Source organism: Paracoccus onubensis (assembly GCF_003591515.1).
Lineage (GTDB): Bacteria > Pseudomonadota > Alphaproteobacteria > Rhodobacterales > Rhodobacteraceae > Paracoccus > Paracoccus onubensis.
Genome location: NZ_QZCG01000010.1, coordinates 193,039 through 213,751, shown reverse-complemented (window position 1 = coordinate 213,751; position 20,713 = coordinate 193,039). Strand labels below are relative to the sequence as shown.

General features: G+C 58.9%; 20 protein-coding genes and 1 other RNA gene. 14 read left to right on the top strand and 7 right to left on the bottom strand.

Features of this window, described 5'->3' with window-relative positions; genetic code table 11:
• Positions 1–66: 66 nt before the first annotated feature.
• Positions 67–1,233, bottom strand: coding sequence for an alpha-hydroxy acid oxidase (locus tag D3P04_RS15645; protein WP_119750509.1), 1,167 nt, complete (start codon positions 1,231–1,233; stop codon positions 67–69).
• Between the two features lie 56 nt (positions 1,234–1,289).
• Positions 1,290–1,553, bottom strand: a complete 264-nt coding sequence (locus D3P04_RS15640; RefSeq protein WP_119750507.1) for a hypothetical protein — start codon at positions 1,551–1,553, stop codon at positions 1,290–1,292.
• An 85-nt stretch (positions 1,554–1,638) separates the two neighbouring features.
• Between D3P04_RS15640 and D3P04_RS15635 the strand changes: the two genes are divergently transcribed.
• The 7 genes from D3P04_RS15635 (at position 1,639) to ribD (ending at position 10,018) form a co-directional block, all read left to right on the top strand.
• Positions 1,639–2,235, top strand: a complete 597-nt coding sequence (locus D3P04_RS15635) for a TetR/AcrR family transcriptional regulator (RefSeq protein WP_119750505.1) — start codon at positions 1,639–1,641, stop codon at positions 2,233–2,235.
• A 69-nt stretch (positions 2,236–2,304) separates the two neighbouring features.
• The gene (dnaG, locus tag D3P04_RS15630; RefSeq protein ID WP_119750581.1) at positions 2,305–4,212 is read left to right on the top strand and encodes a DNA primase; all 1,908 of its coding nucleotides are present in this window, start codon (positions 2,305–2,307) and stop codon (positions 4,210–4,212) included.
• A 145-nt stretch (positions 4,213–4,357) separates the two neighbouring features.
• Complete coding sequence (rpoD, locus tag D3P04_RS15625; RefSeq protein WP_119750503.1) at positions 4,358–6,340, top strand: RNA polymerase sigma factor RpoD; 1,983 nt, start codon at positions 4,358–4,360, stop codon at positions 6,338–6,340.
• A gap of 125 nt (positions 6,341–6,465) precedes the next feature.
• The gene (gene rmuC, locus D3P04_RS15620; RefSeq protein WP_232845034.1) at positions 6,466–7,968 is read left to right on the top strand and encodes a DNA recombination protein RmuC; all 1,503 of its coding nucleotides are present in this window, start codon (positions 6,466–6,468) and stop codon (positions 7,966–7,968) included.
• Positions 7,965–8,387 carry a secondary thiamine-phosphate synthase enzyme YjbQ gene (locus tag D3P04_RS15615; protein ID WP_119750499.1) on the top strand — a complete coding sequence of 141 codons (423 nt, stop codon included), beginning with the start codon at positions 7,965–7,967 and terminating at the stop codon, positions 8,385–8,387. Before rmuC ends, D3P04_RS15615 begins: the two co-directional genes overlap by 4 nt.
• A 162-nt stretch (positions 8,388–8,549) precedes the next feature.
• Entirely contained in the window at positions 8,550–9,014 is a 465-nt protein-coding gene (nrdR, locus tag D3P04_RS15610) for a transcriptional regulator NrdR (protein ID WP_119750497.1), read from the top strand.
• A 26-nt stretch (positions 9,015–9,040) separates the two neighbouring features.
• Positions 9,041–10,018 (top strand): bifunctional diaminohydroxyphosphoribosylaminopyrimidine deaminase/5-amino-6-(5-phosphoribosylamino)uracil reductase RibD, encoded by a 978-nt coding sequence (gene ribD / locus D3P04_RS15605; RefSeq protein ID WP_119750579.1) that lies wholly within the window; start codon positions 9,041–9,043, stop codon positions 10,016–10,018.
• Positions 10,019–10,026: 8 nt separating this feature from the next.
• Here the strand turns inward: ribD and D3P04_RS15600 are convergent, their stop codons facing one another.
• The 3 genes from D3P04_RS15600 to D3P04_RS15590 all read right to left on the bottom strand — a co-directional run bounded on the left by D3P04_RS15600 (position 10,027) and on the right by D3P04_RS15590 (position 14,630).
• Complete coding sequence (locus D3P04_RS15600; protein WP_119750495.1) at positions 10,027–12,042, bottom strand: capsular polysaccharide biosynthesis protein; 2,016 nt, start codon at positions 12,040–12,042, stop codon at positions 10,027–10,029.
• A complete protein-coding gene (locus D3P04_RS15595) occupies positions 12,043–13,152 on the bottom strand; it encodes a polysaccharide biosynthesis/export family protein (protein ID WP_232845037.1) in 1,110 nt (369 codons plus the stop codon). It abuts the gene before it with no gap.
• A 125-nt stretch (positions 13,153–13,277) separates the two neighbouring features.
• A complete protein-coding gene (locus D3P04_RS15590; RefSeq protein WP_119750493.1) occupies positions 13,278–14,630 on the bottom strand; it encodes a capsule biosynthesis protein in 1,353 nt (450 codons plus the stop codon).
• Positions 14,631–14,834: 204 nt separating this feature from the next.
• Here D3P04_RS15590 and D3P04_RS15585 point away from each other — a divergent pair, with 204 nt between their 5' ends.
• From D3P04_RS15585 to D3P04_RS15560, 6 genes are all read left to right on the top strand, one after another.
• Positions 14,835–15,434, top strand: a complete 600-nt coding sequence (locus tag D3P04_RS15585) for a riboflavin synthase (protein ID WP_119750491.1) — start codon at positions 14,835–14,837, stop codon at positions 15,432–15,434.
• The gene (locus D3P04_RS15580) at positions 15,431–16,000 is read left to right on the top strand and encodes a hypothetical protein (protein ID WP_119750489.1); all 570 of its coding nucleotides are present in this window, start codon (positions 15,431–15,433) and stop codon (positions 15,998–16,000) included. The genes D3P04_RS15585 and D3P04_RS15580 overlap by 4 nt, the downstream gene beginning before the upstream one ends.
• Positions 15,990–17,108: a 3,4-dihydroxy-2-butanone-4-phosphate synthase gene (gene ribB, locus D3P04_RS15575; RefSeq protein WP_119750487.1), complete on the top strand. Its 1,119-nt coding sequence runs from the start codon at positions 15,990–15,992 to the stop codon at positions 17,106–17,108. Before D3P04_RS15580 ends, ribB begins: the two co-directional genes overlap by 11 nt.
• A 5-nt stretch (positions 17,109–17,113) precedes the next feature.
• Positions 17,114–17,665 carry a 6,7-dimethyl-8-ribityllumazine synthase gene (locus D3P04_RS15570; RefSeq protein ID WP_119750485.1) on the top strand — a complete coding sequence of 184 codons (552 nt, stop codon included), beginning with the start codon at positions 17,114–17,116 and terminating at the stop codon, positions 17,663–17,665.
• Positions 17,662–18,156: a transcription antitermination factor NusB gene (gene nusB / locus D3P04_RS15565; protein ID WP_119750483.1), complete on the top strand. Its 495-nt coding sequence runs from the start codon at positions 17,662–17,664 to the stop codon at positions 18,154–18,156. Before D3P04_RS15570 ends, nusB begins: the two co-directional genes overlap by 4 nt.
• A 539-nt stretch (positions 18,157–18,695) precedes the next feature.
• Positions 18,696–19,604, top strand: coding sequence for a DUF481 domain-containing protein (locus D3P04_RS15560; protein WP_119750481.1), 909 nt, complete (start codon positions 18,696–18,698; stop codon positions 19,602–19,604).
• An 86-nt stretch (positions 19,605–19,690) separates the two neighbouring features.
• Here D3P04_RS15560 and ssrS read toward each other — a convergent pair.
• Positions 19,691–19,848, bottom strand: a non-coding RNA gene (gene ssrS, locus D3P04_RS24015) — 6S RNA.
• Positions 19,849–19,968: 120 nt separating this feature from the next.
• On the opposite strand from ssrS, the gene D3P04_RS15555 reads away from it, so the two are divergent.
• On the top strand, positions 19,969–20,421 hold the full coding sequence (locus D3P04_RS15555; protein ID WP_232845033.1) for an MmcB family DNA repair protein: 453 nt from the start codon (positions 19,969–19,971) through the stop codon (positions 20,419–20,421).
• Here D3P04_RS15555 and D3P04_RS15550 read toward each other — a convergent pair.
• Positions 20,402–20,620: a DUF6324 family protein gene (locus D3P04_RS15550; RefSeq protein WP_119750575.1), complete on the bottom strand. Its 219-nt coding sequence runs from the start codon at positions 20,618–20,620 to the stop codon at positions 20,402–20,404. The genes D3P04_RS15555 and D3P04_RS15550 overlap by 20 nt on opposite strands.
• Positions 20,621–20,713 lie beyond the last annotated feature (93 nt).

Sequence of the window (20,713 nt, the reverse complement as noted above, 5' to 3'; positions counted from 1 at the left end):
GACGATGCATGTACCGGTCGCTGCATTTTCCGGGGGCCGTTCAAACAGGGGCGGGCGCGCCGCTGGTCACGGCCCGTATTCACTCAGGAATCCGTCGGGTAGCATGACGTTATGACCACCGATATTCCGCACATCGCGTTCGCCGCAAAGTGCCATGGTCGTGTCGAGCTCGCTGCGGATGACCTCAAGCGCCTTGGTCACTCCGGCCTCGCCCATGGCGCCCAGCCCGTGGATGAAGGCCCGACCGATCCATGTGCCATGTGCACCAAGCGCAAGCGCTTTCAGCACATCCTGACCGCTGCGGATCCCGCTATCCATATGGATCTCGACCTGATCGCCCACAGCCTGGACGATATGCGGCAGCATCCTGATCGACGACAAGGCGCCATCCAGCTGCCGCCCGCCATGATTGGACACCACGATCGCATCGGCGCCGAAATCGGCGGCGATCCGGGCGTCCTCGGGATCCAGAATACCCTTCAGGATCAGCTTGCCGCCCCACATATCGCGGATTTTCGCGACCTTTTCCCAGTCCAGCCGGTCATCGAATTGCTCGGCGGTCCAGCTTTGCAGTGAACTTATATCACCCACGCCCTTCGCATGGCCGACGATATTGCCGAATGTGCGGCGTTTGGTCTGCGCCATCGCCATGCACCAGCGCCATTTCGTGGCAAGGTTCAGCATGGTGGGCAGGGTCAGTTTCGGAGGCGCGGACAAGCCGTTTTTCAGATCCTTGTGCCGTTGCCCAAGGATTTGCAGATCCAGCGTCAGCACCATTGCGGAACAGCCCGCAGCTTTGGCGCGTTCGATGACATTCTCCAGGAATTCCTGATCCTTCATCACGTAAAGCTGGAACATGAAGGGCTTGGTCACATGCGCGGCGACGTCCTCGATCGAGCAGATCGACATGGTTGACAGGGTGAAGGGGACGCCGAATTTCTCGGCAGCTTTCGCGGCCAGAATTTCGCCATCGGCATGCTGCATTCCGGTTAACCCGACTGGCGCAAGCCCGACCGGCATCGAAACCGGCAATCCGATCATATCCGACGTAGTGCTGCGGTTCGACATGTCCACAGCCACTTTCTGACGCAGACGGATACGCGCGAAATCGCTGGTGTTCTCGCGGAAGGTTTGTTCGGTATAGCTTCCGGATTCGGCGTAATCGTAAAACATGCGAGGCGTACGGGACCGGTGCAGGGTCTTGAGATCCTCGATAGATGTGATGACGGGCATGGGATACTCCGGATGGCTGGTAAATTTTCTTTACCAACCTTTGTTCCTTCACGCAATCAACCTTCGGTTTCCTTGATCCTGCGTCTCAGATCCGGTTCGATCACCGGCCCGCGCAGGGCATCGGCCCGGGCTCTGAGATCATCGGCCCGGGTCCGTGCCGTGCCTCTTGCGGCTGCAGGATCAATACCGGCAGCGGGCAGTTCCGGTTCGGCCAGCAACTGGTCCATGGGCAGAAGCGAAGGGTAATCCCCGGATTGCCCGCTGCAAGCCGACAACAGGGGCAGCGTGGCGCAAAGCGCGTATCTGGCAAAGCGTGTCATGCAGGCAGCTTATGTCTGTGAGTGAGCCTCCACAATGGCTGGATCAAAGCTTTTACAATCACGATCTTCGCCGTATGACGGAAGCATGGCCCGCACCCAAGGTTCCCGCGCAGACATTACCGGACCACTCATCCGCGAACAGGCCCGCCGCCTTTTTGCGCGGCAGGGATATGCGGCGGTGTCGATGCGGCAGATCGCGGCGGAAGTGGGCGTGCAGGCAGGCGCGCTTTATGCCTATACCAAGGACAAACAGACGCTTCTGTTCGAACTGCTGGAAGAGCATATGCTGGAATTGCTGGCGGCATGGCAGGACGATCCGGCCGGGATGCCGCTTGACCGGCTTGAGAAATTCGTGCGCTTTCATATCGATTTCAGTCTCGACCGCTCGGACGCGGTGTTTCTGTCCTATATGGAACTGCGGAATCTCGATCCCGAGAATCACGCGAGGATTGCAGAATTGCGCGGTCGTTACGAAGACGCCTTGGAGGCCATTCTGCGGGACGGGGTGGGGGCAGGGGTCATGAAGATCGACGATTCGCGGCTTGCGACGATGGCCCTGATTGCAATGCTGACCGGCGTCACCAATTGGTATCGCGAGGGCGGGCGGCTTGATCGGGAACGGATCGGAGACATCTATTGGCGGCTGGCGCAGGGCGCTGTCAGGGCTGAAAATGACGGCTGACAGGCCTCACCGGAAATTTTCGCACAGCGTCGCTTGCCGATATATGCCGTCGGCACGATAATCAACGGTATGAGTCTGCCTCCCGGTTACCTTGACGAACTTCGGACCCGTGTCCCGATCAGCCGCGTGATCGGGCCGAAGGTGATCTGGGATCAACGCAAGTCTAATCAGGCGCGCGGGGACTGGTGGGCGCCATGCCCCTTTCATCAGGAAAAATCCGCCAGCTTCCACTGCGACGATCAGAAAGGCTTCTATTACTGCTTTGGCTGTCATGCCAAGGGCGATGCCCTGACCTTCCTGCGCGAAGCGGATGGGCTGGAATTCATCGAAGCGGTCAAGGTTCTGGCCGCCGAGGCCGGGATGGCCATGCCCGAACAGGATCCGGGCGAACGACAGCGCAGCGACCGCCGCAGCAAATTGCTGGAGGTGACCGAGGCCGCCTGCCGCTGGTTCCGCCTGCAGCTTCAGACTGCCGCGGCTACCGAGGCGCGCGATTATCTGGCGCGCCGGGGATTGGATCAGGCCGCTCGGGACCGGTTCGAGATCGGCTATGCTCCTGACAGCCGCACCGCCCTGATCGCGGCCTTGCGCGAAAAGGGCTTTGACGAGAACGCCATCATCGAGGCGGGAATCGGCGCAAAACCCGACGATGGCGGCGCAAGTTATTCCCGTTTTCGTGGCAGGATCATCTTCCCGATCCGGGATGGGCGCGACCGCTGCATTGGCTTTGGCGGCAGGGCGATGGACCCCGATGCGAGGGCGAAATATCTCAACAGTCCCGAGAACCCGCTTTTTGACAAGGGCCGCAATCTTTACAATGTCGGCCCGGCCCGGGTGGCGGTCTCAAAGGGGCAGCCGCTGATCGTCGCCGAAGGCTATATGGATGTGATTGCACTGGCGCAGGCCGGATTTGCAGGGGCCGTCGCGCCGCTTGGCACCGCAATCACCGAAGATCAGTTGCGGCTGATGTGGCGTGTCAGTCCCGAACCGGTCATCGCACTTGACGGCGATGCAGCCGGACAGCGTGCCGCGAACCGGCTGATCGATCTGGCTCTGCCGCTGACCGGTCCGGGGCAGGCGTTACGTTTCGTCGTGCTTCCGGCGGGGCAGGATCCGGATGATCTGCTTAAATCCTCCGGATCCGGTGCCATGAAGGCATTGCTGGATCAGGCCCGGCCCTTGGTTGACCTGCTATGGAATCGCGAAACCGAAAGCCATCGGTTCGACAGCCCTGAGCGCAAGGCCGCACTGGATCGCCGCCTGCAAGAGGCGATTGCCCGCATTCCCGATGAACTGACCCGTCAGCATTACAGCGACGAAATCCGTCGCAAGCGCCGGGAACTCTTTGGCAGCGATTGGCAGCGCGGGAAATCCGGCAAACGGTTCAGGGATGGTCGCGCGTCGTCAGGGCGTCCGGGTGGCGCAATCCGTGCGGTTGCCCCGGTGATTCCCGATGATGATCCGCGCGCCGCGGATTCGCTTCTGGAAGGGGCCTGCCTGCTGATCTGCGCTCTGCGGGCAGAGCTTCAACCGGTGATCGAACAGCGGCTGGAGCGGCTTTTGCCCCGGGATTCCGAACGTGCCGCGCTGCTGCATGATTTGCTGACGGGTGATGACAGCGATGCGGGGCGTCGTGCCCTTGAAACGCTGCGTGCCGATTCCCATCTGGGCCTCACCCCCCATCTGATCGAAAGTCAGGATGCCGAGAATGTCTTGGCGATTCTGAACAACCTTTTCGACCGGTTGGAGGCTCAGCGTGCCGCAGGCGCCGAACTGGCCCGTGCCGAAGCCGAAATCCAGGGCGAGGCGGATGAGGGCCTGACATGGCGCATGCAGCAGATCACCCGCGCCCGGCATCGCGCCGAGCGCCCCGAATTGGAGGATTCAAGCGATCTGGACGAAGATCGCGGCGCTTTATCGGCTCAGTTGGAGCAGTTCGTGAACGAGGAGATCTGGCGCAAACCGCCCCGCCGTTGACCCGGACGCCGAATCAGTCGAATCGGTTTGGCGAATCATTGCCGGCCCCGCCTATGATTCGGGGCGCAAGCGCGATAAAAGTAACCGATTCTTATCCCCGATTCGCGGGCCTCCCGCGAAGGACCGCCCTGAAAAGGAACCATGGATGGCCGCCAAGGACGAAGAAACAGACAAGGCAGACAAGGACGATAACGCCCATTCACTGGATATGAGTCAGGCGGCCGTCAAGAAGATGATCGCCGAAGCGCGCGAGCGTGGCTATATCACTTACGATCAGCTGAACACGGTTCTTCCGCCCGAACAGGTCAGCAGCGAACAGATCGAAGACGTGATGTCGATGCTTTCGGAAATGGGCATCAATATCATCGAAGACGAGGAATCGGCGGATGAGGCCGAAGGCGGCGCAGTCGTTCCTGTCGGCTCGGGATCGCGGGAAGTGGCCGTCGCCCAGACCGAGACCGAGAAACTTGACCGGACCGATGACCCGGTGCGCATGTATCTGCGCGAGATGGGATCGGTCGAACTGCTGTCGCGCGAGGGCGAGATCGCGATTGCAAAACGCATCGAGGCTGGCCGCAATACGATGATCGCGGGCCTTTGTGAAAGCCCGCTGACCTTCAAGGCCATCACGATGTGGCGGGATGAGCTTCTCGAGGAAGAGATCCTTCTGCGCGACGTGATCGACCTTGAAACCACATTCGGCCAGTCGATGGATGACGAGGATGGCGAGGACGAAGTGGTTCTTGGCCAGGTCAACGGTGCGGCTTCCCCGCCGGAAAAAAAGCAGCAGGAGGAACTGGACGCTGACGGCAATCCCATCGTCGATGATGACGGGGACGATGATGATGACGGTGCCAACCTGTCACTCGCAGCAATGGAAGCCAGTCTCAAGCCCAAGGTTCTGGAGACCTTGGAGGCGATCGCCCGTGATTACGAGCAATTGTCCGCCATGCAGGACCAGCGCATGTCCGCAACGCTGAACGAGGATAACAGTTTCTCGGCGGCGGCCGAAACCGGCTATCAGAAATTGCGCAGCGAGATTGTGACTCTGGTCAACTCGCTTCACCTGCATAACAACCGTATCGAGGCGCTGGTCGATCAGCTTTACGGTATCAACCGCCGTATCGTCGCCATTGACAGCAGCATGGTCAAACTGGCCGATGCCGCGCGGATCAACCGGCGCGAGTTTATCGACGCCTATCGCGGCTCGGAACTGGATCCGACCTGGGTCGAACGGATGTTCCAGAATGCCGGCCGGGGCTGGCAGGCACTGTTCGAGCGTTCGCAGGACAAGATCGAGAAGCTGCGCAACGATATGGCCGAGGTCGGGCAATATGTCGGCGTGGATATCCAGGAATTCCGCCGCATCGTCAGCCAGGTCCAGCGCGGCGAGAAAGAAGCGCGGATCGCCAAGAAAGAGATGGTCGAGGCCAATCTGCGTCTGGTGATCTCGATCGCCAAGAAATACACCAACCGGGGGCTGCAATTCCTTGATCTCATTCAGGAAGGTAATATCGGCCTGATGAAGGCGGTGGACAAGTTCGAATATCGTCGCGGCTACAAGTTCTCGACCTATGCGACATGGTGGATCCGGCAGGCGATCACCCGCTCCATCGCCGATCAGGCTCGGACGATCCGCATCCCGGTGCATATGATCGAAACGATCAACAAGCTGGTCCGCACCGGTCGTCAGATGCTGCATGAAATCGGCCGCGAACCGACACCGGAAGAACTGGCTGAAAAGCTGCAGATGCCGCTGGAAAAGGTCCGCAAGGTGATGAAGATCGCCAAGGAGCCGATCAGCCTCGAAACCCCCATCGGCGACGAGGAAGACAGCCAGCTTGGCGATTTCATTGAAGACAAGAATGCCGTTCTGCCGCTGGATTCCGCGATTCAGGAAAACCTGAAGGAAACCACGACACGGGTTCTGGCCAGCCTGACCCCCCGCGAAGAGCGTGTTCTGCGCATGCGTTTCGGGATCGGCATGAATACCGACCATACGCTTGAAGAGGTGGGGCAGCAATTCAGCGTGACCCGCGAACGGATTCGCCAGATCGAAGCCAAAGCGCTGCGCAAGCTGAAACATCCGTCGCGCAGCCGTAAATTGCGATCGTTCCTCGACCAGTAACGGATCGTATCGTGATGTTATGGCGGCCGGGACGATGCTCCCGGCCGTTTCAATTTTATGCAATCTTCGGGTTGCGCGATTGGCACAAAAAGTGAACACTGCCCCCGGTTTCACAGGCAGGAGGAATGATGCCGCAAGTTCTGGATACCCGGATTGGCCTTTGGTTCAGCGATCCGGAACGATTGCAGATATTGCTTGCGGTGACACTTATCGCCTTGTTTGTGCTTGTGGTTTTTGCGTCTCGCTGGCGACGCGACGCCGCCGGGTTTCGGCAATCGGCACGACAGGACGGCGAACGCATTGCTGAGTTGGAGCGGGAGCGATCGGAACTGAATGACCGATGCCACGGATTGGAACTGCGCAGCGGTCAGCAGGATGTCAGGTTGGCGGGGCAGGAATCCCGGCTGGCGGAATTATCCGAAGAGCGGGACGGCCTGACCGATGCTTTGCATCAGTCGCGGCAGGATCTGTCCAATATCAGGACGGAACTGGCCGAAGCCCGGCTGATCGCCGACAAGGACCGTGAATCTGCTGCACGGGAAATCAAGACACTGCGCGAATTGCGCGAGGAAATGACCGGGCAATTCAAACTATTGGCAGCGGAAACCCTACGTGTTCAAGGGCAGGACATGCAGAAGGCGCAGACCGAACAACTAAGCTCTGTCCTGACACCATTTCGCGATCAGGTGCATCGATTTCAGACGGAATTACAAAGCAGAAACAAAGTTCTGGATGAAGAAGGTGCAAGACTGCGTGAACAAATCGCGTCGCTGCATAAACGATCCGAAGAAATCTCGCGCGAGGCGGTGAACCTGACCCGCGCCCTCAAGGGTGAAAAACAGCGTCAGGGCGCCTGGGGTGAAATGATCCTTGAGCGTATTCTTGAAGAATCCGGGCTAGAGGCAGGTACCCATTACGAAATCCAGTCAAGCTGGCGCGATGATGATGGAAAGCTCTGGCGACCGGATGTCGTGGTCAGGATGCCGCGACAGAAGGTCATGGTGATCGACAGCAAAGTCTCACTGAACGATTACGAACAGGCCGTGAATAACGAGGATCCGGCCCAGGCGCAGGCCGCGCTCCGCCGCCATGTTGCGGCGATCCGCACCCATATCGCGACTTTGGGGGAGAAAGGCTATCATCGGATGGATGATCAGTCGGTGGATTACGTGCTGATGTTCATCCCGATAGAAGGCGCATTTTCTGAAGCATTGCGCAGCGATCCCGGACTGGCGGGTTACGCGATGGAACGCGGTGTCGGGCTGACCACGCCGACCACACTCATGCTGACCCTGCGGACGGTGGAGCATATCTGGGCCGTCGAACGGCGAGAAAGCAATGCAATGGAAATCGCCAGCCGCGCGGGGCAGCTTTACGACAAGGTTGCCGGTTTCGTGGAATCGATGGAAACGGTTGGAAAAGCGCTGGATCAGGCCGGTCGCGCTCATGGCCAGGCCCTGGATCGCCTGACACGCGGCCCCGGAAATGTCATCCGCCAGGTCGAAATGCTGCGCGAACTTGGCGCCCGCACCCAGAAGAAGATCGGGCTCGATCATGACCGCGATGATACCGCAATGCTGGAATCGCGTGATCCGGATGACGGGACGGATAATGGGGCAGGCGGATGAACAGGCTCCTTTCCATCAGGACGAACGGCCCCGTCTGCCATGAATTCACGAATGATCTGCAATCGTGGCTGGATGAGATGGCTGTCGGCGACGGGGTCCTGACTTTGATGATCCGGCACACATCCTGCTCTTTACTGATACAGGAAAACGCGGATCCTGATGTTCAGCGTGACCTGTTGGCATGGCTGAACAGGATTGCACCGCCTGCCGACGATCCCTCGATGGGCTGGATCACGCATCGTTATGAAGGGCCGGATGATATGCCCGCCCATCTGAAGGCCGCAATTCTTCCGGTCAGTCTGCAAATTCCGGTTCAGCAAGGGCGGATGATGCTGGGGCAATGGCAGGGGATATATCTGGTCGAGCATCGGGATGCCCCGCATTGCCGTCAAATTGCGGCAATATTTCAGCCAAGCTGATTCATGGAATACATCTCCATCGACAAGCGCAATTTAAATCCGGAACGCGGCATTCGTGTCACAGTTACGTGAAGCTGCATCTTGTAGCCTGTGGATAATGCTACCCAATTCCTGCGGCCATCCCTATAGTGGATGTGAATCTGGGGTCGAGGGAACCATCATATGCGCTGTCCGTTTTGCGGAAATGTCGATACGCAGGTCAAGGATTCGCGCCCGGCAGAGGATCATGTTGCCATCAGGCGCAGGCGGTTCTGCCCGGCCTGTAGCGGGCGCTTCACGACCTATGAACGTGTGCAGCTTAGGGATCTGGTCGTCGTCAAGACCAATGGCCGGCGCGAGGATTTCGATCGTGACAAGCTGGCGCGGTCGATCCGAATCGCAATGCAGAAACGCCCGGTCGAGCCAGAACGGGTCGAGCAGATGATCTCGGGCATCGTGCGGCGGCTGGAAAGCAGCGGTGAAACCGATATTCCGTCGAAAATGATCGGGGAAATCGTCATGGAAGCCTTGTCGCGGATCGACAATGTTGCCTATGTCCGCTTCGCAAGCGTTTACAAGAATTTCCAGGACGCGGATGATTTCGATAAATTCGTATCGGAACTGCGCCCGGACGCCTTAAGCGAGTGAAACCGCAACCCGACGATGATCTGCATATGGCGCATGCCTTGCGTCTTGCGGAACGCGGGCTTGGGAATGTCTGGCCAAATCCCGCCGTCGGCTGCATTCTCGTCAACAAGGGCAGGGTGGTGGGACGAGGCTGGACCCAGCCCGGCGGGCGACCCCATGCCGAGATTGTCGCGCTGTCACAAGCGGGGAGTCGTGCGCGGGGCGCGGCAGCCTATGTAACGCTGGAACCCTGCGCCCATCATGGCCGAACGGCGCCATGCGCGGAGGCATTGGTCAGGGCGGGAATTACCCGCGTCGTGACGGCCCTGACCGATCCCGACCCGCGCGTTGCGGGACGCGGTCATGCGATCCTTCGAGATGCCGGCATAGAGGTCACCGAATCTGTCCGGGCGACAGAGGCGCGAATGATACAGGCAGGTTTCCTGCTTCGCATCACCGAGGGCCGGCCTTTCCTGACTCTGAAACTTGCCGCAAGTTTCGATGGACGCATCGCGACCGCTGATGGCGAAAGCCAGTGGATTACTGGTGCCGAGGCCCGCCGCCACGTGCATGGGCTGCGAATGAAACACGACGCGATCATGGTCGGCGGGGCCACGGCGCGGGCTGACCGGCCATCGCTGAATGTTCGGGGCATGGGTGCGGTACAGCAGCCGGTGCGCATCATCGCATCGGCAACGGAAATTCCGGATTTACCGCGTGAAGGACCGAATTTCGGGCCGTTGTGGCATATTTCCGGTACTGCTGACGAGATGATGAAAGATATCGCCGGTCGTGGCATAACCCGCGTCTTTTGCGAGGGTGGCGGGCAGTTGGCGGCAAGCCTGTTGCGTGGCGGTCTGGTGGATCAGATCGTCGGTTATACCGCCGGTCTTGCCATCGGTGCAGAAGGTTTACCTGCGATCGGTGCATTGGAGTTGATGCGGCTTGCCGACGGGCCACGCTTTCAACTGGTGGAATCCCGCCGGATAGGGGGTGATTTGTTTCATCGCTGGAGACGTGACTAAGACCGGGTTTACCGCCGCCATATCCATGAATGTCCGGACAATGCGCCCTGTATCTTGGCCAGAACCCTAAGACCGGGGCCGCCTTGGGTCGATTGCGCCTCCAGCAGACGGTCGACCGCGACTTCAACCGGGCAGGGCAGACCGGAAACAGGATCCTGATAGCGCGGATAGCTGATCAGGCAGGCATGGGCCAAAGCGGCAAGGCTTGGACGTCCCTGCCTTCGCGGCGGAACCGGTCCCAGATCGCGCGTCAGCCCCCATCCCGCATAGAAGGGCACGCCAAGCACCGTGACCGGAACCTCCCGGAGCAAGGCCTCGAAGCCCAGTGTCGAGGTCATGGTCCAGACCTCATCGACCTGACCAAGCAAGGTCACGGGGTCGCCGTTATAGGCGATGTGGTCAGCAAGCTGCGACAGGTCGGGCAGGGCAATTGCGCCGGGACGAAGCCCGGCTTCGACATCCGGATGCGGCTTATAGACGAGAAAGGCCCGAGGATTTTCCGCGCGCACCCGTTTTAACAGACCGAGATTGGATTTCTCCAGGCCAGAGCCCAGCCGGATCGACGCATCATCCTCGACCTGGCCGGGAACAAGGATGACTTTTCGATTCTGCGGACGTGGAAAAGAAATCGCCGAACCGCTCAGATTATATTTGGACAGCCCGGCGGCGCGAATCCTGTCGATCAACGCATGGGCGCGCTTTTCCTGCGTGGGGGTCGCGCCTTGGCTGATCAGCCGCTCCAAGCGGCTTTCACGGGTCGGATCGTAATAAATCCCCAGATCATCCGCCACCAGCGACAACGCCGGAACAAGGGCCGCGCCCAATCCGCGAGAGCGCAAAAAACCATCCTCGACACGGATCGCCTGCGGCACCCGGTCGGCTTTGCCCGCCCAGACAAGGGTCACTTGCGCGGTGGGTTCTCCGATAAAACGCACCCCTTTGCCATTGTTGAAGGCGCGCGCGATGCCGCGCCGTTTCCATAGCCTCATGCCATAGGCAAGATGGCCGTCCCGGTCTTGCCGGAATGCCCGGGTTTCGGCTTCGAGCTGATCGACCGCACCGTTGAAATCCGTCTGACTGTCACGGCATGGATCATACCAGATCGGGGCTAGCAGATGGCTGGCTGCGAACAGTGCTTCGCGCGTCGCGGGGGTTCTGCGGCCGGGCGGTAAAGGATTGCGGTCGTCGCTAAGCCCCCAGCCCGCATAGAAAGGCTGCCCGAACAATTTTGGACGATGCCCTGACAACAACGCCTCATAGCCGAGTTGCGAGCTGACCGCGTAAACCGCATCGGCATTCTCGACAAGTTTCCAGGGGGAAACCGGTGCATCACAGAACTCTTCACCAGATCGCAGGTCTTCCGCAGTCAGATGTCCGGGACGAAGACCGGACGAGGTCTCGGGATGCGAGCGCAACACGATCCGGGCACCGGGATTTTCATCCCGGGCAGCCTGAAGCATCTCAAGAAACCTTTCCCGCCCCGCGCCCATCAGCGACGCGTCGCCACGTGTCTGGTCGATCACAAGGACGTATCCGGATGGCGGCGGAGATGCATCCGGGCGGAACGCATTATATTTTGACAGATCTGCGTGCCGAAGGCGTTCGATCCCTTCCATCGCGGCATCGGCCAATTCGCCGGCCTTGGCCGAGGGAACCAGCTTTTCGATCAGTGATGGCCGGGTCGGGTCAAAATGCAGGCCATGCGGATCGATCAGCAGGCCGATCGCGCCGCGCCGCGCCAGATGATGCCGCGTGCGTCCCGGCAGGACCGAGCGCAGGAATGCATCCTCAACCGTGATGAGATGGGCTTTTCGTTTCGCGGCAATCTTGCGGCCGCGCCAGGCGGTCGGGCTCGCGCCCCAGATTCCGACATATTCGTCCGGTGACGGCAAGCCTGTCGATATTTGCCATCCTGCAAGCGCCAGTATCCGTTTAAGCCGTGGCTTGAACCAGAAACCGCCATTATAGACGAAAAGCCGCCGGGAACTTGCCCCGGCGGCCTGTTGTCCAGAAGCTGGCTGCATTCAGTTATTGCCGTCGGTGAGGTTCGACACCGTATTGGCCGAGTTGAGCCCGCCAGTAATCGCACCGATGGTTTTCTGCCACTGAACATAGGGCGCTTCGGTCACATAGACCGTGTCTTCGTCACGGATCAGGAAATCACGTGCCAGGAACAACCCGTTCGGCCGTGTCAGGTCCAGAACATAGGCGATACGCTGAGTTCCATTCACCTGTTTTCCCAGAACCTTGGACGCGACGGATGGCGGTTCATCCCGCATGATGAAGACACCGGTCGGATCCGCAAGATTCGAGCTGAGACCGCCGACCATGGCAATCGCCTCGACCGCGCTGATCATCTCGTTGCCCAACGGCACGCGGGTCTGTCCACCCAAAGCGCCTAGTGCGGTGAAGCTGCGCTGATCCTCTTCCACAAGGATGATATCTCCGGGACGCAGGGCGATATCATTCGTGGGGGACGAATACAGATCGGTCAGCCAGACCTTGCCGGTTTCACTGCCGCGCTTGACCGTGATGACCGAGATTTCAGGTTCGATCGCGACGCCGCCGGCCTTTGCGAGCATGGCGGACAAGGTCCTGGTCGGACGCTCGATCGGGAAGACGCCCTGGCTGACGACTTTCCCCATTACCGAAACGGTTGCGCCATCGCCCGCCACCCGGGCAACGGTAACCTGCGGATCCGGTGTCTGGTCGCTGAGTTTCTCGGTTATGATCTGGCGAAGCTCGTCCGGGGTGTTTCCGGAAGCCTGAATCCGGCCTGCATAGGGAACGAAGATGTATCCCCCGCTATCGACCTGAATTTCCTGAAGCTGCGTCGAACTGGTGCCGAGCGAGGTCAGCAGCCCGTCATCCACATTTTCCCAAATCGAGAGTCCCAGTACATCGCCCGGACGAATTTCATCCGCGCCGATCGCACTGGAATTTCGGAAACTTTGCGAGAACCCGTAGCTCGGGCTGAAATTCGCGGTGCGTGTCACATGTTCATTGACATATATAATCGCTGCATTCCCGCCATGCTCGACCGCGCCGGAATATATCTCTTTCTTGCTCGGGCCAGATCGCGGCAGGCCGCAGGCCGTAAGCAAGGCGAGCGCTGCGATCATCACGACACGCATCGCGGGGTTGCGTAAAGAGTGTCCTGTCACCTCTTGAGCTCCTGTTATTATTCTAGTCACGCCTTACTGGCGCTGTGTCTGACATAGTATTGTTAAATTTGGTTCATGCCCACAATAACTTGGGTCTAATTGTCCATATCGGTTATTTGTTGCCGAACCAGAAACCGGCCAGTGGCCAGCGTTTCATATGGATCATCCGGCGCAAGAATCAGATCGCTGACGATGCGCAATGCATGAGCCCGGGAACGTTCCGAATAGAAGCCGCCCGGAACCTGGCTGGTCTGAAGCAGGTAATCCCGCAAAATCCGATAAGCATTCGGATCCGGCGGATCGGGTTGCATGAAGAATTGTTCAAGCGTTTGATCCGAGACCAGACCGGGCTTGTTATAGATCGCCCGGCCAAGGGAAATAACCGGCAGGTTACGCCAAAGTGCCTGCTGCGCGGCGGTCGAATTGACCGTAACGATCGAACAGGCCTGCGACAGCAACGTCGCCAGTTTGCCGCCGCGCAGATAATGTACACGCTCGGAAACGCCGTTTTTGATCGCAGCATTGCGGATCGCCGTTCTGTTTCGCGCGCGCCCATCCTCCAGAGGATGGGCCTTGAACACCAGATGATGATGCCGGGGCGCGCTGCGAGCGAACTCTGCCACGGCTTTCTCGACAAAATCGGCGTTGCTTTCGAAAGGCGAATGGCCAAGGAAATTCGAGTCATGCTCCAGCTGCATCAGAACAAGCGAATAGGGCCAGCCTGCGCGACGGAATCTGCGCCATTGCAGTGATGTCGCGATGTTATGTGCCGGAGCAAGCAGAAACCGCCGGAGGTTCAACCGGAATTCCCGCATCACCGAAATCGTCCGGTGGCTGCGATAATGGCGATAGGAGCGATTGGCGACCAGGACCAGAAAATGATAAAATGCCCCATAGAATTTATGGTGCCGCATATCGCCCCAATGTGCAGGTGGGCGGCGGATTTCATTCCGGGTATCGCGGAGGGCGGTTCGCATCTCGGCAAGTGGAATCTGCATCAATTTTGAATTGCCGTTCGAGCCGTGGCGTTCATAGCTGACCCAATAGGGGCGCAGATAGCCTTCCTCGAAGACGTGGATACGCAGCCCCAATTCCTCGGCCCGTTCGCGTGCGATCGCGTGGACCGGGCGGACATCGCCATAAAGCACGATATCGGTGATCTTCTTTTCCGTCAGGATCCGCTCAAGATGCTCGGGCCATTCATTCAGCGAGCCGTCATGCCGGATGAAGCTTGGCTTGTCGGACCAGAAATATTCATCCCCCGCATTGAACCCGCAACGCCAGACATTCGCGCCCGAGGCGCGCAGCAGTCGCCCCAGCCTGTCGAAAAAAGGCCCATGCGGTCCCTGAAGCAACAGGAAACTGCGAGGCGCTGTATCATCCGGCAACGGGCGTTTGTTCTGGTTCGCATCGCCAGACTGGGATTTCGGCAGATTCGCGTGAAACATCCTGCCTCCGGAAGAAATGACTGCAAAGAAAGTATTACGTTCTAACCGCGGGCGATATGGCACGACGGCGACGACATTGCCAGCAAAAACTGGCAACCTGCCGAGATATGTGCGAAGCTTTGCCGCCATCACGCCCTTAAGGTGATCTTGCGCGGGTGATTTCAATATCCTAGTTGCACTATAGGCAAGAGTCAGGAGAGACGGATGTTTACCGGCATTATCACCGATATCGGCGATGTCAGACAGGTCGAACTGCGTGGTGATATGCGGGCGCGGATCGGTTGCAGCTATGATATGGAACATGTCGATATCGGTGCCTCGATCGCCTGTGACGGTGTTTGTCTGACGGTGATCGCCAAGGGCGATGACTGGTTCGACGTGGATATCTCGGCCGAGACGATCTCGAAAACGAATATCGGAAAGAATGGCTGGGCAACCGGTCAGCGGCTGAATCTCGAACGTGCATTGAAGGTCGGTGACGAGTTGGGGGGCCATATCGTCAGCGGCCATATCGACGGGGTCGCCCTGATCGACGATATCAGGGACGAGGGCGACAGCACACGGGTGACCTTTTCCGCCCCCGAAAATCTTGCTCGCTTCATCGCTCCGAAAGGCTCGGTCGCACTTAACGGCACCTCGTTGACCGTGAATGATGTCGAGGGAAACCGCTTTGGTGTGAACCTGATTCCCCATACGCGGCAGGTGACCAACTGGCGAGATATCACGCTGGGCGACGCCGTGAATCTCGAAATCGACACATTGGCCCGATATGTGGCCCGGCTGGCCGAGGCGGATCAGGCATGACCGCCGGGATCGGGCATAACGGCGGGCCATCCGTTGCTTCGACCTCATGGCGTACGCATTGCTGGCGACGGGCACGCGCGGATCTGCTTCCGGTTCTGCCGGTCGAGGTCGTGCGAACGCGGGTGCGGCGCGCGCAATCTCTGGGCCTCGATTACAGGACCTATGCCGGGGTGCGCGCGACGACTGGCCGCGATCTGGTTGCCTTTCTGTTTTCGTCAAACGCGCTTGGCGTATTCCGCGACGGGCAGCCATTGGATCGGGGCAGGGCCGAGAAACTGGACATCTTGCCGCTGGATCGCCATCTCGGCGTTGGCCCCGGACTGGATGCGCGTGCCCTGGGGCAGCGGATCGAGGCAGTGTCCGCGCGGCCATTGCCTGTTTTCGGCAGTCAATGGGCTGCAATGCGCAACGAGGCGAAGGCATGGCTGCATGCACAGGGGCTGCCCGGAAATGCCGTTCTGATGATCGGGGAAACGGATCACGAGCGGGAACTGATGGCCGCGGGTGGTTTGGCCGGGTTCATTACCGGCACGCATTATTTCACCGGAGAGAACCATGCAGTATGAACAGCCCGGTCCCGTCGAAAACGAGTTTTCGGACGCGATATCGCCGATCGAGGAAATCATCGAGGATGCGCGGAACGGACGCATGTTCATTCTTGTCGATCACGAGGATCGAGAAAATGAGGGGGATCTGGTCATCCCCGCGCAGATGGCCACACCCGACGCGATAAACTTCATGGCGACCTATGGGCGCGGGCTGATCTGTCTTTCCCTGCCGGGCGAGCGGATTGACGCCCTGGGGCTTACGCTGATGAGCCCCAGGAATTCCTCTCGGCATGAGACCGCCTTCACCATGTCCATCGAGGCCCGTGAAGGCGTGACCACCGGAATCAGCGCACATGACCGCGCCCGTACCGTCGCCGTCGCCATCGATCCGTCCAAGGGGGCTGCGGATATCGCCACGCCGGGCCATGTCTTTCCCCTGCGGGCGCGGAATGGTGGGGTTCTGGTCCGCGCCGGGCATACGGAAGCGGCTGTGGATATCTCGCGCCTTGCGGGGCTGAACCCTTCGGGCGTGATCTGCGAGATCATGAACGAGGACGGCAGCATGGCCCGCCTTCCGGATTTGGTCGCTTTCGCGCAACGGCACGGATTGAAGATCGGCACCATCAGCGATCTGATCCGGTATCGTCGCCGCAACGACAATCTGATCTCTGAACGGGAACAGCGCATGGTCCAATCCATTCATGGGGGTGACTGGATGATGCGTGTCTTCGCCGATGAAAGGCAAGGCGCCGAGCATATCGTTTTGACCAAAGGCGATCTGACCGGATCCGAACCGGTTCTGGTCAGGATGCATGCGCTTGATCCCTTATATGACGTGCTCGGCATCACGCGTGAGGATGCAGGAAGTCTGCCCGCCGCCATGCGCGCCATTGCCGCCGAGGGGCGAGGCGTCATCGTGCTGATCCGCGATCTGGGTAACAGCCTGCCTGAGCCGGGCGAGACAGGGCCGCATACGCTTCGCCAATATGGTCTGGGCGCTCAGATCCTTTCGAGTCTCGGGCTTACGGAACTCGTCCTGCTGACCAATTCGGCGCCGGTAAAAGTGGTGGGGCTTGACGCCTATGGGCTTTCGATCCATTCCACCCGTCCCATCCCGGAGGATTGACGCATATGGCTTCGAATACCCAACATTATCAGCTTGACCTGCCGGTTTTCGACGCGCCCGCCAGGCTGCTTATCGTCGTTGCTCCTTATTACAGGGTGATTGCCGACGGTCTGATTGCCGGAGCACGCGCGACGGCCGAACGGGCAGGGGCCGTGGTCGATCTGATCGAGGTCCCCGGTGCGCTTGAGATCCCGACGGCCTTCGGCATGGCCGGACGTCAGGCGAATTATGACGGATATGTCGCGCTTGGATGCGTGATCCGGGGGGAGACGACCCATTACGAGACAGTCTGCAACGATAGTTCCCGTGGGCTGACCTTGTTGGGATTGCAGGGGTTGGCGATCGGTAACGGTATTCTGACGGTCGAGAATATGGAGCAGGCCGAGGTCCGGGCGGATCCGGCCGGACAGAACAAGGGCGGCGGAGCGGCAGCAGCCGCACTGCATCTGGTCGCCTTGTCCCGCAAATGGCGCAAGCAGGGTGACAAGGGGCGGCCGGGCGGCGATACGGACGTGATACGTCTGGCAGGAGAGTTGGAAGGATCGACACGGAAATGACCAGGCCTGACAAGCGCGCATTGAGCAGTGCCGCCCGCCTTTATGCCGTGCAGGCGCTGTTTCAGATGGAATCCGCCGGACAGCCGGCAGATCGCGTGATGGGGGAATTCAGGGATTTCCGCATCGGCGTGAGCGACGATGAGGGCGAGCATCCCGAAGCCGATGACGGGTTGTTTTCGCGGATCATCGATGATGCGGTGACATGGCAATTCAAGATCGATCAGGCAACCGACCGCGGACTTGTCGAGAAATGGCCGATCAATCGGATCGATCCGGTTCTTCGAGCCCTTTTCCGCGCTGCCGGCGCGGAACTCGTGGTTCCGAAAACGCCTCCGAAAGTGGTGATCAGCGAATATGTGCGTCTTGCGGAAGCGTTCTTTCCCGACGGACGGGAGGCCAAATTCGTCAATGCGGTGCTTGATCATGTTGCGCGAGATTTGCGCCCGGACGCCTTCACAGGAGGACCGGTCAGCGAGATCCGGAAAAAATAAGGACTTTCCGTCCCGTCATCGACAGGAACTGCCGGTGCATCCCTGATTATCCGGCATGTTTCGGAGTATGTTCACCCGGGTGAGTCGTGTCGCGGGGAAGATCGTGGCTCACCATGTCAGCCCCGCAGTCATATATGCTTTACCTATTTGCCCTAAGACACCCTTCGAGTGTCGATTGCGCAACAGTTTTTTGCGTTAAATTTTGCCGCTAGAGTGATTAAAAAATAGGCAGTCACGGAAATGTTGCAGAAAGTTTAATAAATTAAAATAAACGGTTTTGTTTAATTAACTTTAATATACGTCGTATATACGAGAATTTATTACTCAAACTCACATTCATGTGAAACGTTGCATCACAGATATATGTCGGCATTATTTCGCTGCCCTCTCTGACGGTCACATTTTGTTCACGACTGTGATAGTTTGTGAGTTTCTTCCAAGGTCTTTGAACACCGGCACCATCAGTATATCCCATCTTCAGCAGAGATGCACTGGCGCCGTATGGGGTCAGGAATTTGAAACCACATGAGGATTTCGCGATGAAAAAGATTGTCCTTCTTAGCGGTGCGACCGCGATCCTGACGGCGCTGTCGATTCCGGCATTCGCACAGACCGAAATCGCGACCGGTGCGAATGTGACTGGCGTTTCAGGGGTCGACGACAACATCACCGATATCGAAGATGCTGTCGAAGATGACTTCGATCGTTCGGCTGATGCAGACCGCTTTGGTCCGTCGGATCGCCGTCAGGGCCTGTTCGGGAACATGTCGCTGGCCTATACGGGCCGTACCGGTAATGTCGAAAACCAGGACTTCGCGCTGGCCGGTCGTATTCAGCACAACCGGGCGCCTTTCGCTCAAAGCATCGGTCTGTCGATCGAATTCGGCGAAGATGACGCGGGCAACAAGGACAAGGAAGAAGTCGCCGTCATCTATGACGCACAGTACTACTTCAATGACCGCTTCTACGCCTTCGCATTGGGTCGCTTCAAAATTGACGGTCTCGTAGACGGTCTCGACAACGCTGACGAGAACCTGCGCGATACTGAGGAAGATGACGACCTGCGCCGTGACGGCTTCCTTGGCTTCGGTCCGGGTTACCGTGTGATCAACACTGATACGACCACGTGGCGCGTGCAAGCGGGTCTGGGTGTTCGCTACACTCTGACGGGTGCGCAGCACCTGAACAACGAAGGCTCGGAAACCGAACTCGGTTACATCGCGTCTTCGCGTGTCTATCACCGCTTCAACGACATGATCTTCATCACCAACGATACCGACCTTCTTAGCTCGGATGAAGGTGGTGAAGTCCTGGCCAACGAATTCGGCGTCAACTTCAAGATGTCGGATCAGCTAGCGACCCGTATTAGCTACACCACGGAGTACCAGTCCGAGCGGGCCATCCGCACCGACAATACCTTGGGTGTCGCGGTCGTTTACGGCTTCTGATCTCGTTCCCTCTGATCAGTAGTCTCTCTGAGAAGGGCGGGTCCAGGACCCGTCCTTCTTTTTTCGTTTCGGGAATTCGGTAAGTGGCGGGAACCGCAGCAACCGCGGCAGCGCGAGATTTCCCGAAAGCCTGAACAATCAGGTGGGCGCCAGATAACAAGACCAGAGCCTCGACAGAGCCAGCTCCCTCGGAAAAATTATAGGCCAGTGGAAAAATGGCCGCTCGCGGGAAGAGCAGAAACCCGCCAGATCCGCAGATAGGTTGAAACCGCGCCGCTTTCAAGTCACTTCAGCCCGGCTTTTTGGGCAGGGCGGCTTGCAAGACGTTTCCATTTTGTTCTAGTCTGGGGTGATGATTTCGAATATGCCACATATTCCCGGCACGGCAGGTCAGAAACTCGCGCGGGGCGTCGGGCGGCTGTTACGCATGATGGATCATGCGATCCTGACGGAGTTCACGCCGATACGCGGTCTGCGTGTCGATGTGATCAGCCTTGCTCCGGGTGGGGATATATGGATTGTCGAGTGCAAGAGTTCTCGCACCGATTTTTCCTGTGACCGTAAATGGCACGGCTATCTGGAGTGGTGCGATCGCTATTTCTGGGCCGTCGACAGCGCGTTTCCACAGGAATTACTGCCCGTGGAGCATGGCCTAATTCTGGCGGATGCGCATGGCGCGGAAATTCTGCGCATGCCCCCCGAAACGCGACTGGCAGGGGCCAGGCGAAGCAGGATCACACGTAGCTTCGCGCGGGCCGCCGCCATTCGTCTGCAGGCCGGTCTCGACCCGCAGGCATTCAGCGGCGCGGTTTTTTAGGCGCGCCCTTCTGCGATCCTGTCCTGCGGACCGTTTCGGCGGCCGCGAGCAGTTCTTCCGCAATTTCCGTCGCTTCGTCGGCATCGAAATCCAGCGGCAGATCCACGCCTTCGGCCTCGATATAAATACGCACCATTCCTTGATCGGTCGGCCCGACCTGAAGATTTGCCGCTATTTCACTTTGGCTGTTGATGCTCACCTTGCTGCCCCTTTTCTTCGGAAGTTTTTCTCTATCCCGATACGAGATTCCGGGCAAGACGGGCTTGAATCCTTCGCAGAGCAGGGGTAGAGA

Excerpts from the sequence above, each read along its gene's own strand:
- nusB (WP_119750483.1), top strand. The coding sequence starts at position 17,662 with ATGACCAGGCCTGACAAGCGCGCATTGAGCAGTGCCGCCCGCCTTTAT.
- D3P04_RS15635 (WP_119750505.1), top strand. The coding sequence starts at position 1,639 with ATGGCCCGCACCCAAGGTTCCCGCGCAGACATTACCGGACCACTCATC.
- D3P04_RS15595 (WP_232845037.1), bottom strand. The coding sequence starts at position 13,152 with ATGCGTGTCGTGATGATCGCAGCGCTCGCCTTGCTTACGGCCTGCGGC.
- D3P04_RS15555 (WP_232845033.1), top strand. The coding sequence starts at position 19,969 with ATGCCACATATTCCCGGCACGGCAGGTCAGAAACTCGCGCGGGGCGTC.
- D3P04_RS15600 (WP_119750495.1), bottom strand. The coding sequence starts at position 12,042 with ATGCAGCCAGCTTCTGGACAACAGGCCGCCGGGGCAAGTTCCCGGCGG.
- D3P04_RS15645 (WP_119750509.1), bottom strand. The coding sequence starts at position 1,233 with ATGCCCGTCATCACATCTATCGAGGATCTCAAGACCCTGCACCGGTCC.
- D3P04_RS15560 (WP_119750481.1), top strand. The coding sequence starts at position 18,696 with ATGAAAAAGATTGTCCTTCTTAGCGGTGCGACCGCGATCCTGACGGCG.
- dnaG (WP_119750581.1), top strand. The coding sequence starts at position 2,305 with ATGAGTCTGCCTCCCGGTTACCTTGACGAACTTCGGACCCGTGTCCCG.
- rmuC (WP_232845034.1), top strand. The coding sequence starts at position 6,466 with ATGATGCCGCAAGTTCTGGATACCCGGATTGGCCTTTGGTTCAGCGAT.
- D3P04_RS15640 (WP_119750507.1), bottom strand. The coding sequence starts at position 1,553 with ATGACACGCTTTGCCAGATACGCGCTTTGCGCCACGCTGCCCCTGTTG.
- D3P04_RS15615 (WP_119750499.1), top strand. The coding sequence starts at position 7,965 with ATGAACAGGCTCCTTTCCATCAGGACGAACGGCCCCGTCTGCCATGAA.
- D3P04_RS15585 (WP_119750491.1), top strand. The coding sequence starts at position 14,835 with ATGTTTACCGGCATTATCACCGATATCGGCGATGTCAGACAGGTCGAA.
- nrdR (WP_119750497.1), top strand. The coding sequence starts at position 8,550 with ATGCGCTGTCCGTTTTGCGGAAATGTCGATACGCAGGTCAAGGATTCG.
- ribB (WP_119750487.1), top strand. The coding sequence starts at position 15,990 with ATGCAGTATGAACAGCCCGGTCCCGTCGAAAACGAGTTTTCGGACGCG.
- D3P04_RS15570 (WP_119750485.1), top strand. The coding sequence starts at position 17,114 with ATGGCTTCGAATACCCAACATTATCAGCTTGACCTGCCGGTTTTCGAC.
- D3P04_RS15580 (WP_119750489.1), top strand. The coding sequence starts at position 15,431 with ATGACCGCCGGGATCGGGCATAACGGCGGGCCATCCGTTGCTTCGACC.
- D3P04_RS15590 (WP_119750493.1), bottom strand. The coding sequence starts at position 14,630 with ATGTTTCACGCGAATCTGCCGAAATCCCAGTCTGGCGATGCGAACCAG.
- ribD (WP_119750579.1), top strand. The coding sequence starts at position 9,041 with ATGGCGCATGCCTTGCGTCTTGCGGAACGCGGGCTTGGGAATGTCTGG.
- rpoD (WP_119750503.1), top strand. The coding sequence starts at position 4,358 with ATGGCCGCCAAGGACGAAGAAACAGACAAGGCAGACAAGGACGATAAC.